The sequence below is a fragment of the Nocardiopsis sp. NPDC055879 genome, from assembly GCF_053615935.1.
Window position 1 is genome coordinate 182,940 of record NZ_JBSHCT010000013.1, and the last position, 13,800, is coordinate 196,739.

The window sequence follows — 13,800 nt, forward strand, 5'->3', positions numbered from 1 at the left end:
GTGGTCGCCGCCGGCGAATCCCCCAACCGCCGGCGACGACTCAACCCCGCACATCTCAAATCTGACACATCAACAATAAGAAATGAGTAAGCACTGGCCACTGCCGAAAAATGTGTCTTGGGACACTCTTTTCCACGACTTCACTCGGTGCCACGACCCCCTTCCTCGCGGGACCACTCGGCGGACCATGGTCGCCACTGACGGGCGGATTTCCGCTTTGCGGAATCTGGATCTGAATCACGGAAACATCACCGTGCGGGGGGTGGAGGTTTGACCTGGGTCACAGTGAGGTAGACGTAGGAAACGCACGCGTGGACACCGGGCCCTGCCCGGACCGCGACGGGCGTTCATGTCACAGGGTCGTGACGACTTCGGTTCGTGCCACGTGAACAGCGTGGGCACACGCATGTGCACCGGTGCGCCACCATGCTCCGGTGCCTACCCCTGGAAGAGGTGCAATGGGCGAGTTCATGGCGGAGATCAAGGTCCGTATCAACGAGACCTACCGGTCGCTCCAGTCGGCGCAGGCCGCCGGGGACGACTTCCTCGCCGACACACATGCGTCGGAACTCGAGGACCTGTACCGCATCGCCGCCCGAAACGGCGTCGACACTCTGCACTAGCCGGAACAAGGCGGGGCGGCGGACCCGGGTCGGCCGCGCCCGCCCACGAACATTTCGACCCCGGGCGTGATCCGCCCGGGGTCCCTTGTGTCCGGTGAGGACCGTCGGCCGTCAGCCGTCGGTGTCGGCGCCCAACGGCGCCAAGAGCGCGTCGAGCCGCTCGTACAGGCCGGGTCGGGCGGCGATCACCAGGTCTTCGGAGGGCGGCCCGCCCCCGGGACCTCCCAGGCGCACGCCCGCCTCGGTGGCGACCAGACCGGGCGCCGCCCAGTCCCACAGGTTCAGGCCCCGCTCGTAGTAGGCGTTGCAGCGCCCCACCGCCAGGCCGGTGAGGTCGATAGAGGCCGCTCCGATCCGTCGGATGTCGCGCACGTGCCCCACCACCTCGGTCAGCACCCGCGCCTGGTGGACCCGTCGGCCCGCCGAGTACCCGAACCCGGTGGCCACCAGGGCCTGGTCCAGCGGCACCGCGTCCGGGGCGCGCAACGCGCGACCGTCCAGCCGCGCCCCTCCGCCCAGGACCGCCTCGAACATCTGCCCGCGGGAGGGGACGCCGACCGCCGCGGCCACGACCACCCCGTCGATCTCGGCGGCGATCGCCACGCCCCAGTCCGGGGAGCCGTACAGGTAGTTGACGGTGCCGTCGATGGGGTCCACCACCCAGCGCACCCCGCTGGTGCCCTCGACACCACCGCCCTCCTCACCCAGGATCGCGTCGTGCGGCCTGACCGCGAGCAAACGGTCGCGGATGAGTTCCTCGGTGGCCCGGTCCATCTCGGTGACGACGTCGGTCGGGCTGGACTTGGTGTCCAGGACGGTGATGCCCTCCTGTCCCTTGGCCGCGAGTTCCCCGGCCTCCGCGGCCACGGCCACGGCCAGGTCCCGCAGCTTCCCTCGGTCGTGTGGGGACTGGCTGGTGCTCACTGCTGCCCTCTTCCGTTCTGGGCCCCGAACGCGGCTGTCCGGGCACTCTCCTGGCACCCTACGCGGCGAGGATCCTCCGGCCCCGGGCACCATTGGAACACCGTTGGAACATCGAAGCGGGGCCCGGTGGACTCTCCGTCCACCGGGCCCCGCCGGTCGTTCACCCGGCCCTGGCGAGCAGGGTCAGAGCAGGTCGGGCTTGACCCACTCCTTGCCGTGGACGTGGTGGTCCAGGAAGGCGAAGATCGTCTCGTACCAGACCTGTGCGTTGCCCGGGCTGAGGATCCAGTGGTTCTCGTCGGGGAAGTACAGGAACTTGGCCTCGACCTCGTGCAGGAGGAGGTCGCGCCACAGCTTCAGGCCCTCACCGATGGGCACCCGGTAGTCCTTGTCGCCGTGGATGACGAGCATGGGCGTGCGGATCTTGTCCGCGTGCAGGTGCGGGGAGTTGAGCTCGTAACGCTCCGGTCGATCCAGCGGCGTACCGAACTCGCTCTCCCAGACCGGCGGGTAGTCCGTGGTGCCGCTGAAACCGTCCAGCTGCCACAGGGACGCGTGGGAGACGATGGCCTTGAACCGGTCGGTGTGCCCGGCGATCCAGTTGGCCATGTAACCGCCGAAGGAACCGCCCATCATGGCGGTGCGCTCGGCGTCGATGTCCTCGCGCGCCTCGGCGGCGTCGGTGATGGCCATGACGTCGGCGTGGGTGCGCGGCCCCCACTTGCCCCAGGCGCGGCGCAGCATGTCCTGGCCGTAACCGGTGGACAGGGCGGGGTCCGGGAGCAGCACGGCGTAGCCTCGGGCGGCGAGCAGCCACGGGTTCCAACGCCAGCTCCACCCGTTGAAGCTCATGTACGGGCCGCCGTGGACCCAGAGCATGAGCGGGGCGGGCGAGTCGGCGGAGGCCTCCTCCGGCAGCACCAGCCAGGAGCGGATCCGGGTGCCGTCGTCGGCGGTGGTCTCGATCTCGGTGAGCGTGCCCGGCATGGACAACTCCGAACCCGGGGTGCGCAGGTAGGTGGGTTCGCCGTCGGTGACGTCGGCGTCCAGGCGTACCGGCGCGGGCGGGTGGTCCCAGGCGTCGCGCATGGCGAAGACGTGGCGGCCGTCCGGGGAGGGGTTGAGTTCGCTGTAGGCGCCGTGGTCGCCGGTCAGACGAGTCAGCTCGCCCGAGGCCACGTCCACGCGGAACACGGGGCGGCGGCCGTTCTGGTCGGCGACGAGGAAGACCGTGTTCGAGTCGGCGGACCAAGCGTAGTCCCGCGGCCAGAGTTCGTGGCCTTCCAGCAGGTCACGACCTTCGCCGGTGGCCGGGTCGACGATCCAGAGGGTGGCGTCACGGGGCTCTCCGTGGTACTCGCCCTCGGAGTCGGCGTACACCAACAGACGGGCGCCGTCCGGGGAGATGGAGGGGGACCCGAACTCCAGTGCCTCGTCGGGGCCACCGGCGATGGTGCGGCGTCGTCCGGTGGCGGTGTCGATGGCCACGACCTCGCTGCGGCCGGCTCCCTTGGAGGTGGGCACCGACCAGGTCACGTACACGGTGGAGCCGTCGGGCGACACCTCCGGGGCCGAGCCCAACAGGGCCATGCCGGCGTCGGGGGTGAGGTCCCGGGGCTCGCCCAGGCGGGAGTCCTCGTCCTCGGGCGGGGTGGCGGTGAACAGGCGGGGGTGGTCGGGACCGACGTCGCTGTCCCAGGAGCGCACCGGAAGGGCCTCGTGCAGGATCGCGGTGACCCCGGCCTCCTCTCGCGCCTTGCGGGCCTCGGAGTCGGCCTCCTGGTCCTGTGAGCGAGGCAGCACCCGGCCGGTGAAGGCGACCAGGCCGCTGTCCCGGGCGATCCCGAAGGCACCGACGCCACCGTGGGTCGAGGCGACCTGACGGGCCTCGCCACCGTCGGCGGGCAACAGCCACAGCGCCGCCTTGGGTTTGTCCTCGGAGGCGGACTCGGGGTCGGGACGTCCGGTACCGAAGAGCACCGAACCGTCGGGGAGGAACTCCGCACTCGACTCGCCCTTGGTGGAACGGGTCAGTCGTCTGGGCGCGCCCGCGCCCTCGGACTCCGGAGCGACGTCGATCTCCCACAGCGCGCTGCGGAAGGACTTTGCGTCCGGGGCGATGTCGCTCACGGGCGCGACGAGGCGGGTGCCGTCCGGGGACAGGCGCAGCCCGTTCACGCGGCGTAGACGGACGTACTCCGGCAGTTCATACCAGGAACGAACCAAGACAGATACTCCTGAAACCGTCGACTTGTGGTCGGGGACGACCCTATCGTCCGCGGTGACCCGCATCACCACCGGGTTTCCCGTCTTCCCACCTCAGAGGTGGTCAACATCGTTGACCCACACCCTCAGGACGGTACGGTCGCACCACCCGACGCGACGCCGCCCATGACCCCGAGGATGTGGCGCAGGCTGTTGTCGACGTGCTCCGCCGCGGCCCGGGCCGCGGCGTCCTCGGCCCCCTCGTGGACGGCGCGGCAGATCCGGGCGTGCTCACGGGCGCTGAGCACCATCCGCTCGGGCGTACGGCGCGCGAGTCGGCGTAGCCGCCGCAGGTGCCGGCGGACGGAGGTGAGCGAGTCCGCCAGGTAGGGGTTGGCGGCGTTCTCGGAGACCGCGGTGTCCAGGCGGTCGGTGAGCGCGTAGTAGTCGGTGTCGTCGACGCCCTCGCCGGCCTGTTCCAAGCGGGTCTCCCACTCGCGGAAGTCCCCCGCCAGTTCCGCGAACACCGAGCGCTCCCAGGCGCGGGCGCACAGCCGTACGGCGTAGGTCTCCAGCGCCTCGCGCATCTGGAACTGGTGCACGATGTCCTGGAGCGCGATCTCGGTGACGAAGGCGCCCCGGCCCGGACTGATCCGTACCAGGTCGTCCCTGGTGAGGCGACGCAGAGCCTCGCGCAAGGGCGTCCTGGACACGCCCAGGCGCTCGGCCAGCCGGGTCTCGTTCAGGTGCGTGCCCGGGGCCAGCTCCCACTCCACGATCTCCTCGCGCAGCCGCTCGTACACCAGATCGCCCTGTCCCACCCGTGCTCCCCGTTCCCGAGATCCACCATCGCCGTGCCGCTTGACATCGTTCCACGTGGGCCGCCAAGCTCTTCCCGGATTGTATACAAACGGTATCCAGCCCATGGGCGGGTCGATCACCAGGCCCGCCGTGCCGGTACCGAATCGCTGAGAAGGGCCCGAGGATGAGAGCGACCACACGGCTGCGAGCACTGCTCGACGGGGACGGCACCCACGTCGCCCCGGGGGTTTTCGACGGGCTCACCGCCCGACTGGCCGAACAGAGCGGAGCCGAGCTGCTCTACGCCAGTGGCGGCGCGATCGCGCGCGGCCACGGGGTGCCCGACATCGGGCTACTGGGGGTCACGGAGGTCGCGGACCGGCTGGCCCAGATCACGGCGGTGACCTCGCTGCCGGTCATCGCCGACGCCGACACCGGATTCGGCAACGCCGTCAACGCGGTCCGCACGGTGGGACTGTTCGAGCGCGCGGGGGTGGCCGGGCTCCATCTGGAGGACCAGACCTTCCCCAAGCGCTGCGGGCACCTCGACGACAAGTCACTGGTCCCCACCGCCGAGATGGTCGGCAAACTACGCGCGGTGCTGGACGCGCGGACCGACCCCGACCTGGTCGTGATCGCCCGTACCGACGCGATCGCCTCGGAGGGCGTGGAGGCCGCGCTGGAACGTTCGCGCGCCTACCTGGAGGCCGGGGCCGACGTCATCTTCGTGGAGGCTCCGGAGAGCGTGGAGCAGATCGAGCTGATCGCCGGGGAGATCCCCGAGCCCAAGCTGATCAACATGTTCCACGGGGGCAGGACCCCGCTCGTGTCCAAGCGGCGCCTGGCCGAGCTGGGGTACCGCCTCGTCATCATCCCCTCCGACCTCCAGCGGGCGGTGATCAGGGCCGCCCAGCGCACCTTGGAGGCCATCGTCCGGGACGGCGACAGCTCGGCCGTCGCGGACGAACTGGCGTCGTTCGCCGAGCGCGAGGAGATCGTCCGGACCGAGGACTACCTCGCACTTGGGACCTGACCCCGGCCGACACCGTGAGGGTCAGTGCCGCTCACAGCACCGGCCACCGCCCTCGTTGCAGCGCGGCAGGGAGGTGAGCCGCCGTTCCTCGCCCTGCTCGGTGTACTCGCGCACCAGGTCGGAGACCATCGACACGAACGCCGGGTGCGTACCCGGGCTGAGAGCGCGCGCGTAGTCCACGCCGAGTTCCTCGGCCGTCTCACGCGCCTCGACGTCGAGGTCGAACTTGACCTCCATGTGGTCGGAGACGAATCCGTGCGGAATGACCGCCACCGCGCCCACGCCCTCGTCGGCCAGTTCCCGCAGCCGGTCGTTGATGTCCGGCTCCAGCCAGGGTTGACCGGGCGGACCGCTGCGGGACTGGTAGACGACCTCATAGGGGTGGTCCCCACCGACCCGTTCGGCGACCAGGCGGGCCACCGCGGCCAACTGGGCGCCGTAAGCGCCCTCCGGCCCAAAGGTCTGCCCTGGACCGCCACTGGCCTCGGCCATGGTCATGGGGATGGAGTGCGCCGAGAACAGCAGGTGCGCGCTCGCACGCTTGTCGGCGGGCAGCTCCTCCAGGGCGGCGCGAGCGTGTTCGACCAGGGGTTCGATGAACCCGGGGTGGTCGTAGAAGGGACGGATCAGCTCGACCTCGGGGGCGTCCGGGCCGAGGTCGGCCAAGGCTCGCTCGATGTCCTCGTGGTAGGCGGTCCGGCTGGACCAGTTGCAGTACGCGGAGGTCGGCATCGCCAGGATGCGGCGGATACCGTCCTTCCTCATCCGCGCCAGGGTGTCGGTGAGCATCGGCGCCCAGAACCGGTTGCCCCAGTAGATGGGCAGGTCGATGCCCTGTTCGGTGAAGTCGGTGGTGATGGCGGCGAGCAGGTCCCGGCACTGCTGGTTGATCGGGCTCACTCCCTTGAACAGGAAGTAGTGCTCACCGACCTCCGCCAACCTTTCGCGGGGGATGTTGCGCCCGCGGGTGACGTTCTCCAGGAACGGGATGACCTCGTCCTCGCCCTCCGGTCCACCGAAGGAGATCAGCAAAAACGCGTCGTAAGGCCTCATGCTGTTCATGTAACCAGTTTCCGAGGCCCGCCCGGATCCGCCCCCACCCCATGTCGTGGGACTTGCGGCCTGGAAGTGACCAGCTCCACTCAAGACTCTGGTCACATAAGTGACCGGTCGGTAATGTCGCCGCATGACTGATGTGTTGTGGCACACCTGGGCCGACACCTACCAGGCCCGCCCCCGTCGGACGACGACCCCCGGCGGCACCGAGGAGGTCGCGGCGGCGGTGATCACCGCGGCGGCCGAGGACCTGCGGGTCCGTATGGTCGGTACGGGTCATTCCTTCACGGACGTGGCCATCACCGACGGGCTACTGCTCTCCCCCACCTCCCTGACCGGATTGCGTTCGGTCGACCCCGTGGCCGGTACCGCCACCGTGGCCGCGGGCACGCCCCTGTGCGATTTCAACGACGCCCTGGCCGAGCGGGGTCTGGCACTGGCCAACATGGGCGACATCGCCGTTCAGACCGCCTCGGGCGCGGTCCAGACGGGGACGCACGGCACCGGGCGGGACGCGGGCGGCCTGGCGAGCCAGGTGGTCGGTATGGAGATGGTCCTGGCCGACGGTTCGGTGGTGGAGTGCTCGGCCGAACACGAACCGGACCTGTTCCACGCGGCCCGGGTGGGGTTGGGCGCGTTCGGCGTCGTCACGGCGTTGACCTTCGCGGTGCGCCCGGCCTTCCTGTTGCGGGCCGAGGAGGTGCCCATGCCCTTGGACGAGGTGTTGGAGCGGTTGCCGGAGCTACGCGCCGACAACGACCACTTCGAGTTCTTCTGGTTCCCGCACACGGGCAACACCAACACCAAGCGCAACAACATCAGCGAAGGCCCGCCCCGGCCCCTGGCTCCGTTCAAGGCGTGGTTGGACGACGAGTTCCTGTCCAACCGGGTCTTCGAACGGGTCAACCGGGTGTGCCGTCGCTTCCCGGCGACGGTCCCCACGGTCAACCAGATCAGCTCCCGGGCGCTGTCGGCGCGCTCCTACACCGACGTCTCGCACAAGGTGTTCGCCTCGGTGCGCAACGTACGCTTCGTGGAGATGGAGTACGCGATCCCCGCCGAACACGTGGCGGACGTCCTGCGCGAGGCGCGTTCGATCGTGGATCGCGGCGACCATCGGGTGAGCTTCCCCGTGGAGGTGCGCTTCGCCCCCGCCGACGACGTGTGGCTGTCGACCGCCCATGAGCGCGAGAGCGCCTACGTGGCCGTGCACATGTACCAGGGGACGCCCTACCGGGAGTACTTCGCGGACCTGGAGGCGCTGTTCACGTCGGTGGGCGGACGCCCGCACTGGGGCAAGTTGCACACCCGCGACCGTGCCTATCTGGAGGGGGTCTACCCGCGGTTGGGCGACGCCCTGGCGGTGCGGGATCGAGTGGACCCGCACCGCCGTTTCGGCAACGCCTACCTGGACCGGGTGTTCGGCTGACCCGTGGTCGGCGGGTGATCAGCCCGTGGGCGCGGACTCGCCCCGGGCGCCGTTCTGGGGAGCGCCGTCCTGCGGGGCGTCCCCTCCCTGGCCGCCGTCGCCCGGTCCGGGTTCGGCCGGCTCCTCGGGCAGTTCCGGTTCGGGTTCCTCCGCCGGCGGTTCGGCCGGGTCGGTGGGCACGGTCGGGGTGTCGGTGCCCTGGTCGCCCGGGGTCGTTCCGGGTTCGGCCGGCTCCTCGGTCCCCGTTCCGGGGGCGGTTTCCGTCCCCTCCTCCTGTGGCCCCTGGTCGCTCTCGGAGGTGTCGGTGTCCTCATCGTCCTCGTCGTCCTCCCCGGGGTGGGCCGGGGCGGACTGACCACCCAGCAGGGAGGGCGAGGTCGGCTCGTCCTGGCCCTGGGTCCAGGCGGTCAGGGAGCGCCCGGTGAGCAACTCGAAGGCCAGGACGACCAGCATGACCAGGACGAACACCACTCCGGCGGGGATGAGGACGGCGCGCAGGCCACGCTTGGGGCGTGTTCCCCCTTCCCCGGTCGTGTCCGAAGCCACGGCGCCGGAGCGGTCGCGGGGCCCTACCGAGGGCAGGAGTTCGGTCGGCTCGCCCGGGACCGGGTCATGGGGCCGATCCGGGTCGGCGGGATTTCCGAATCCGTGTGCCAGGGTCCGACCGGGCAGATCGTGCCCCAGGGAGGGCATGGCCATGGTCCGGGTGGCGTCTTCGGGGTCCTGGAAGACCGCGGGGGCCCGGAAGGCGGCCGTGGCGCCGAGGTCGTCCCTCTCGATGGCCGATTCCGGCCGTTCCGCGAAAGGAGCGTCGTGGGGATGCTTGGCCTTCCCCGCCAGACCCTTGGCCCGTTCTCCGCTGCGGGTGATCCAGTGCTGGATCACCGGTGTGGCGCTGGTGCTGAGCACGGCCATGACGGCGGTGCCGATGACGGTTCCGTAGACGTTCAGGTAGGAGGCGGCGGTCGCCGCGGTCAGGGTGGCCATGCCGGCCCCCACGACCTGGGCCACGCTCAGGTCGATGCGCTTGCCCTTGTCGTCCTTGTCGTCCTCGCCGCGTCGATCGTCCCGGGCGTCCTCCGTGTCATGGTCCGCGCGATGGGCCCGGCCGGTCGATCGACCCCGCTCGTTCGGCCCACCCCCGTACTCCGGTCTGGGCATGGTGTGCGGTCCCCCTCCGTCGGCCGCGCGTGGGCGCGGCGGGACACTCGTCATGGCATGGGATGGGCGTGTGGTGGGGCAGATATCCCCGTAGGCCCCAAAGTTCACATAACGCCCATAGATGGATACCTCACCTTAAGGGGGGCAGGCCTCTGATAACGCCATCAAATAAGAAGCATCGCCATCTGGCGTCCATCGGCGTGTCGAGTTGCGAATCATAAGATGGGTGATGTCTCTACTTGGCCCGAAATCGGAGTTTTTCCCAGGCCTGGGGTGATTCGAGGTACGCGGGATACCATCACCGCGGAGCCTTCGTACGGGATCGGCGACATTCACCGACGATCGCTCCCGGTCGCGCAAGGCTCACCGTGTCAAGATTGGCAACGGAAGCGACCGTGAGGGCCCCGGGCACCCGGGGTCGACTCCCACCGTGGTGACCACCACGGGCCGGGAGGCGGGCACAGTTCGGACATGCCGGGCGCGGTACTGGCCGAACAGTTGTCGGCCGACCAGACTTGGAGAACGCGAGGGACGGTCTATACCGACCCTCGACGGGACGTGAAAGGGAGGGCGATGCACGAGCTTCGCCTCGTGGCCGTGAGCGAGGACGGCACCTACCTGGTGCTGGCCAGCACCGGTCGTGGAACCCGATTCATGCTGCCCGTCGACGACCGCCTGCGAGCCGCCGTACGCGGCCAGTTCTCCCGGCTCGGCCAGTACGAGATCGAAGTGGAGAATCCGTTGCGCCCCAAGGAAATCCAGGCCCGCATCCGGTCCGGCGAGACCGCGGAGGCCATCTCCGAGATCTCCGGGATACCCATCGAACGGGTGCGTTGGTTCGAAGGACCCGTGCTCCAGGAGCGCGAGTACATCGCGCAACAGGCCCAACGCGCCACCGTGCGCGCCCAGGGCGACGCCGTACCCGGTCCCTCCCTGGAAGAGATCGTCACCAAGCGGATCGGCGCCCACCAGTTGGAGACCGGCGACGCCGTGTGGGACTCCTGGAAGCGCGAGGATCGCACCTGGCAACTCAAGCTCGTCTTCCTGCAGGGTGGCGACGAGCGTGTCGCCCACTGGCTGTACGAGCCCAGACACAACTCCGTCGCTCCGGCCGACGAGGAGGCCGCCAGGTTCTCCTTCGAGGAGGCCGCCAGGTTCTCCTTCGAGGAGCCCTCGCCGGCCTCGCCCGCGGCCAACGTCACCCCGTTCGCCCCGCGCCGCAACGAGGCCACCACCGACCTGCCCCGCCTGGACGCACAGTCCGCCGCCGAGCGCCGCCCTGGGCACATCGCTCCGCGTCGCCTGTCGTCCGCGCAGGACACGCCGTTGGACGAGCCCCTGCGCCCGGCCCCGCAGACGGACCAGTTCGGGGTCCCGATCCGCGAGGAGCCCGGGCACCCGACGCGTCAGCGGCCCGAGCGGGTGACCGAACGCCCCGCGGAGCGGGCTCCCGAACGCGGGTCGGAGCACACACCTCAGGAGGCACCACCCGCCGCCCCGATGCCCGGTTTCTCGCGGAACGAGCCACCGCGGCGCCACCCCATGGCGGAGCCGCCCACGCGACCCGAGCGGCCCGCCGAACGTCCGGTGGAACGCCCGGTCGAGCACCCCATGGAGCGGACCGAACGCTACGAGGAGCCCGAACCGGTGCGCCCCTCGGCCGTGTTCGACGAACCGGAGCCCGAACCCCGATACCTGTCCGAGACGCGTGGCCGTCCCGATTCCCCGGGAACCCCGGACTGGCTGGACGCGCGTCCGGCGCCGGCACCGGCTCCCGATCCCGAGCCGGCCCCGCCCGCGGCCGAACCCGAGCGACCGCGTCGACGTCGCGCCACCATCGACCTCAACGACAAGGGCACCCCACGACGAGCCGTGGACGAGCAGCCCCCGGTCCCGGCCGCCGCGGGCGGCACCAACGGGGCCACCGGGGCCAACGCCGGGAACAGTGCCGCTCCCAAGCGCAAGGGGCGAGGACGCCGCGCCTCGGTTCCCTCCTGGGACGAGATCATGTTCGGTTCGAAGAAGAACGAGTAGGCGCCACCCGCCGAGGCGAGGGGGCGATCACCGGTCGGTGATCGCCCCCTCGTTCCCGTCCGGGGTCCTCCCGGCTCGTGGAACCCGTGGCTCAGGTGGTGTCCCGGTGTGGACCCTGGTCGTCCACCAGGAAGGGCCGCACCATCTCCGGGGTGATGCGCCCGGCGAAGTCGACCGACTCCTCCAACGAGGCGTCCTGGGCCGTGTAACCGCCCGCTCCGGCGCCCACGGTCACCTGGAGGTCGGCCAGCCCCGAGCGACGTTGGAACAGCGTCTGGGTCCAGGTCCACCCGATCACCGCCGACCGTTCCACCGTGGCCTGGCCGCGCTGCAACGAACCCGAGCGCACGCTCACCCGTTCCCCGTCATAGCCGTGGCCCAAAGACCGGTACCGGTCCACCGCCAAGGGCACCCCTAGCAGCGCGAGCACCCCGGCCGCGACCGTCAACCAGACCAGGTCCAGGTAGAGGGCCACCGCCGCCACCACGACGAACGGCAGCACGGCGCGCGTGAAACGCCGGTACAGGGCCGCCTGCGGGTGACGGGTGAGCCGGCCTCGGAACAGGTCCAGGGCGCGGTCGACCACCGCCTCCACCTTGGGGCGGGGTCCGATGGGCAGCAGGACCGCACGGTTGGCGGTGTCTCCCAGCCCGGTGACGATGGCGCGCAGTCGCACCGCGCCACGGGTGCGTTCGAGAGGGTTGTCCCGTAGCTCGCACCCGCGGATACGGCGCCGTTCCAGGGTGACGCTGCGGCGGGTGAACAGACCGCGTTCGGCCACCAGGGAGCCGTCCCGGCCCCGGAGCGTGAACCCCCAGTGGGTGAGGGCGTAGGAGACCACCGCGAAGACCGGCATCAACAACACCAGCACACCCGCGGACACCGCGGCGAACACCACAAGGAAGCCTCGATCGGTACTGGTCACCCAGTCCACGAGGAAGTCGGTGGCCATCTGCCCGGCGGACTGTTGGACCATGCCGAACAGGGTGGCCAGGAGCACGAACGGGGTCACCAGGTGGCCCACGCTGAGCGCCCCGAACAGGTACCAGCTCCGGGGCATCCGGAAGTAGGTGACCGTGTCCTCGCCCGACGCGGCCACGGGCCCGGAGGCTCCCGCCCCGGCGGTGGCGGCGGTGGCGGAGGCGATGCCGTCCTCCCCCACGGTGGCCGCCTCCTCGCTCCGTCCGCTGAGCACGGCCTTGCGGTGCAGCAGGACCGTGCGCAGACGTTCGGCCTCGGTGGCGTCCACCGCGTCGAGTTTGCCGTCCTCGGTCTCGCCCGCCCCCGACGCGGCCTCGATGCGCACCACGGCCACACCCAGCATGCGGTGCAGCAGGCTGCTGGTGACGTCGACCCCGCGCACCCGTTCCAGGGGGATGGTGCGCCGGGAGCGTCTGATCAGACCGCTGCGGATCTCCAGGCGTTCCTCGCCGATCTCGTAGCGGAAGGTCTTCCAGGTGACGAACCCGCCGATGAGCAGTCCCAAGACCGCGAGCAGGGTGGCGGTCAGGATCCAGGGGTTGAACCCGCCGACCACCAGACCGGCGGCGATCGGCAACAGCAGGCCCCGGATCTGGATGATGGGTCCGACAACCAGGGTGCGCGGGCTGAGCCTGCGGGCGGTCTCCGCTCCGAAGGGCGAGCCTTGGCCGGCGGGATCCTCACCCCACCAGGAACGGGGAGCCTCTTCCCCTGGTGGGGTGGGTCCAGCCGGTCCAGCGGGTCCGGCGGGTTCGGCGAAGGTGGGGGCTCCGGGGGGCGCGGGCCACCAGTGGCTCTGCCCCTCGACGGGGGCGTACGGGCCCGAGGGAGGTGTGCCGGGCCCGGAGGACTCAGGGGTGCCGGAGGTACTGCCGGGCGCGACCCAACCACCGGACCCGGTCTCGGGTCGATGGGTCTCGGGGTGCTCGTGGGGGTCGTGTCGTGGATCCATCAGGTGGCGTCGTCCCGAAGCGCCCCGGCGCGCACCGCGAGTTCCTCACTGAGCCGGCGCGCCTCCTCGGCGTCCAGACCTTCGATGGTCGAAGAACCGGCGTAGGAGGCGGTGCGTACCTGGAGCGTGGCCACGTCGAAGACCCGCTCCAACCAGCCCTGGGTATGGTCGACCGTCTGCAACCGGTTGACCGGCACCAGCTGCCAGGCCCGGCTGATCCAGCCGGCGCGGGTGTAGATGACGTCCTCGTTGACCTCCCACCTGTGCACCCGGTAACGCCATGAGGGCACGATGGCGATCTTGAGCAGGGCGTACAGGACGTAGACGGAGGGAAAGACCCAGGCGTTCTCGTGCGCCCACGTCGGCACCCAGCCCCAGGCGAAGTTGCCCAGGGCCCAGGCCGCGGCGCTGATCAGGGCCAGGTTGAACAGCGCTCCGAAGGCCATGCGCAACGTCCACACCCCGATCGACCGGCTGCTCACCCTCCGTAGTGGCGGGCGTAGTCGGGCCACGCCCGTCCCCGGGTCCGCTGGGTCGGGTGTCTCCCCCGGCCGGGGTACGGCGTCGTGGGGCGGGAAGTTCGTCACCCGCCCGAGTCTAG

General features: G+C 70.4%; 11 protein-coding genes. 4 read left to right on the top strand and 7 right to left on the bottom strand.

The window, feature by feature from the left end; translation table 11 throughout:
- Positions 1–458: 458 nt before the first annotated feature.
- Positions 459–623 carry a hypothetical protein gene (locus tag ACWGKS_RS17510; protein WP_190318366.1) on the top strand — a complete coding sequence of 55 codons (165 nt, stop codon included), beginning with the start codon at positions 459–461 and terminating at the stop codon, positions 621–623.
- A gap of 111 nt (positions 624–734) precedes the next feature.
- Here the strand turns inward: ACWGKS_RS17510 and ACWGKS_RS17515 are convergent, their stop codons facing one another.
- The 3 genes from ACWGKS_RS17515 to ACWGKS_RS17525 all read right to left on the bottom strand — a co-directional run bounded on the left by ACWGKS_RS17515 (position 735) and on the right by ACWGKS_RS17525 (position 4,573).
- Positions 735–1,547, bottom strand: a complete 813-nt coding sequence (locus ACWGKS_RS17515; RefSeq protein WP_358505540.1) for an inositol monophosphatase family protein — start codon at positions 1,545–1,547, stop codon at positions 735–737.
- A gap of 183 nt (positions 1,548–1,730) precedes the next feature.
- Entirely contained in the window at positions 1,731–3,773 is a 2,043-nt protein-coding gene (locus ACWGKS_RS17520; RefSeq protein ID WP_358505537.1) for a S9 family peptidase, read from the bottom strand.
- 125 nt (positions 3,774–3,898) lie between these two features.
- A complete protein-coding gene (locus tag ACWGKS_RS17525; protein WP_358505534.1) occupies positions 3,899–4,573 on the bottom strand; it encodes a GntR family transcriptional regulator in 675 nt (224 codons plus the stop codon).
- A 164-nt stretch (positions 4,574–4,737) separates the two neighbouring features.
- Here ACWGKS_RS17525 and ACWGKS_RS17530 point away from each other — a divergent pair, with 164 nt between their 5' ends.
- Positions 4,738–5,586, top strand: coding sequence for an isocitrate lyase/PEP mutase family protein (locus ACWGKS_RS17530; RefSeq protein WP_358505531.1), 849 nt, complete (start codon positions 4,738–4,740; stop codon positions 5,584–5,586).
- Positions 5,587–5,607: 21 nt separating this feature from the next.
- On the opposite strand, the gene ACWGKS_RS17535 is transcribed toward ACWGKS_RS17530, so the two are convergent.
- Positions 5,608–6,639, bottom strand: coding sequence for a ferrochelatase (locus ACWGKS_RS17535; RefSeq protein ID WP_358505800.1), 1,032 nt, complete (start codon positions 6,637–6,639; stop codon positions 5,608–5,610).
- Positions 6,640–6,772: 133 nt separating this feature from the next.
- Between ACWGKS_RS17535 and ACWGKS_RS17540 the strand changes: the two genes are divergently transcribed.
- Positions 6,773–8,071, top strand: coding sequence for a D-arabinono-1,4-lactone oxidase (locus ACWGKS_RS17540; RefSeq protein WP_358505529.1), 1,299 nt, complete (start codon positions 6,773–6,775; stop codon positions 8,069–8,071).
- 18 nt (positions 8,072–8,089) lie between these two features.
- Here ACWGKS_RS17540 and ACWGKS_RS17545 read toward each other — a convergent pair whose 3' ends face one another.
- Positions 8,090–9,232: a hypothetical protein gene (locus ACWGKS_RS17545; RefSeq protein WP_358505526.1), complete on the bottom strand. Its 1,143-nt coding sequence runs from the start codon at positions 9,230–9,232 to the stop codon at positions 8,090–8,092.
- Between the two features lie 573 nt (positions 9,233–9,805).
- On the opposite strand from ACWGKS_RS17545, the gene sepH reads away from it, so the two are divergent.
- Positions 9,806–11,266: a septation protein SepH gene (gene sepH, locus ACWGKS_RS17550; RefSeq protein ID WP_358505524.1), complete on the top strand. Its 1,461-nt coding sequence runs from the start codon at positions 9,806–9,808 to the stop codon at positions 11,264–11,266.
- 91 nt (positions 11,267–11,357) lie between these two features.
- Here the strand turns inward: sepH and ACWGKS_RS17555 are convergent, their stop codons facing one another.
- Together ACWGKS_RS17555 and ACWGKS_RS17560 are read right to left on the bottom strand one after the other, a co-directional pair.
- Positions 11,358–13,199 (bottom strand): PH domain-containing protein, encoded by a 1,842-nt coding sequence (locus ACWGKS_RS17555; RefSeq protein ID WP_358505521.1) that lies wholly within the window; start codon positions 13,197–13,199, stop codon positions 11,358–11,360.
- Positions 13,199–13,786 (bottom strand): PH domain-containing protein, encoded by a 588-nt coding sequence (locus tag ACWGKS_RS17560; protein ID WP_358505518.1) that lies wholly within the window; start codon positions 13,784–13,786, stop codon positions 13,199–13,201. The genes ACWGKS_RS17555 and ACWGKS_RS17560 overlap by 1 nt, the downstream gene beginning before the upstream one ends.
- Positions 13,787–13,800: the final 14 nt, after the last annotated feature.

What these genes read in the sequence shown, in the direction of transcription:
- ACWGKS_RS17510 (WP_190318366.1), top strand. Translation starts at nt 459, where the DNA reads ATGGGCGAGTTCATGGCGGAGATCAAGGTCCGTATCAACGAGACCTAC.
- ACWGKS_RS17530 (WP_358505531.1), top strand. Translation starts at nt 4,738, where the DNA reads ATGAGAGCGACCACACGGCTGCGAGCACTGCTCGACGGGGACGGCACC.
- ACWGKS_RS17535 (WP_358505800.1), bottom strand. Translation starts at nt 6,639, where the DNA reads ATGAGGCCTTACGACGCGTTTTTGCTGATCTCCTTCGGTGGACCGGAG.
- ACWGKS_RS17540 (WP_358505529.1), top strand. Translation starts at nt 6,773, where the DNA reads ATGACTGATGTGTTGTGGCACACCTGGGCCGACACCTACCAGGCCCGC.
- ACWGKS_RS17545 (WP_358505526.1), bottom strand. Translation starts at nt 9,232, where the DNA reads ATGCCCAGACCGGAGTACGGGGGTGGGCCGAACGAGCGGGGTCGATCG.
- sepH (WP_358505524.1), top strand. Translation starts at nt 9,806, where the DNA reads ATGCACGAGCTTCGCCTCGTGGCCGTGAGCGAGGACGGCACCTACCTG.
- ACWGKS_RS17555 (WP_358505521.1), bottom strand. Translation starts at nt 13,199, where the DNA reads ATGGATCCACGACACGACCCCCACGAGCACCCCGAGACCCATCGACCC.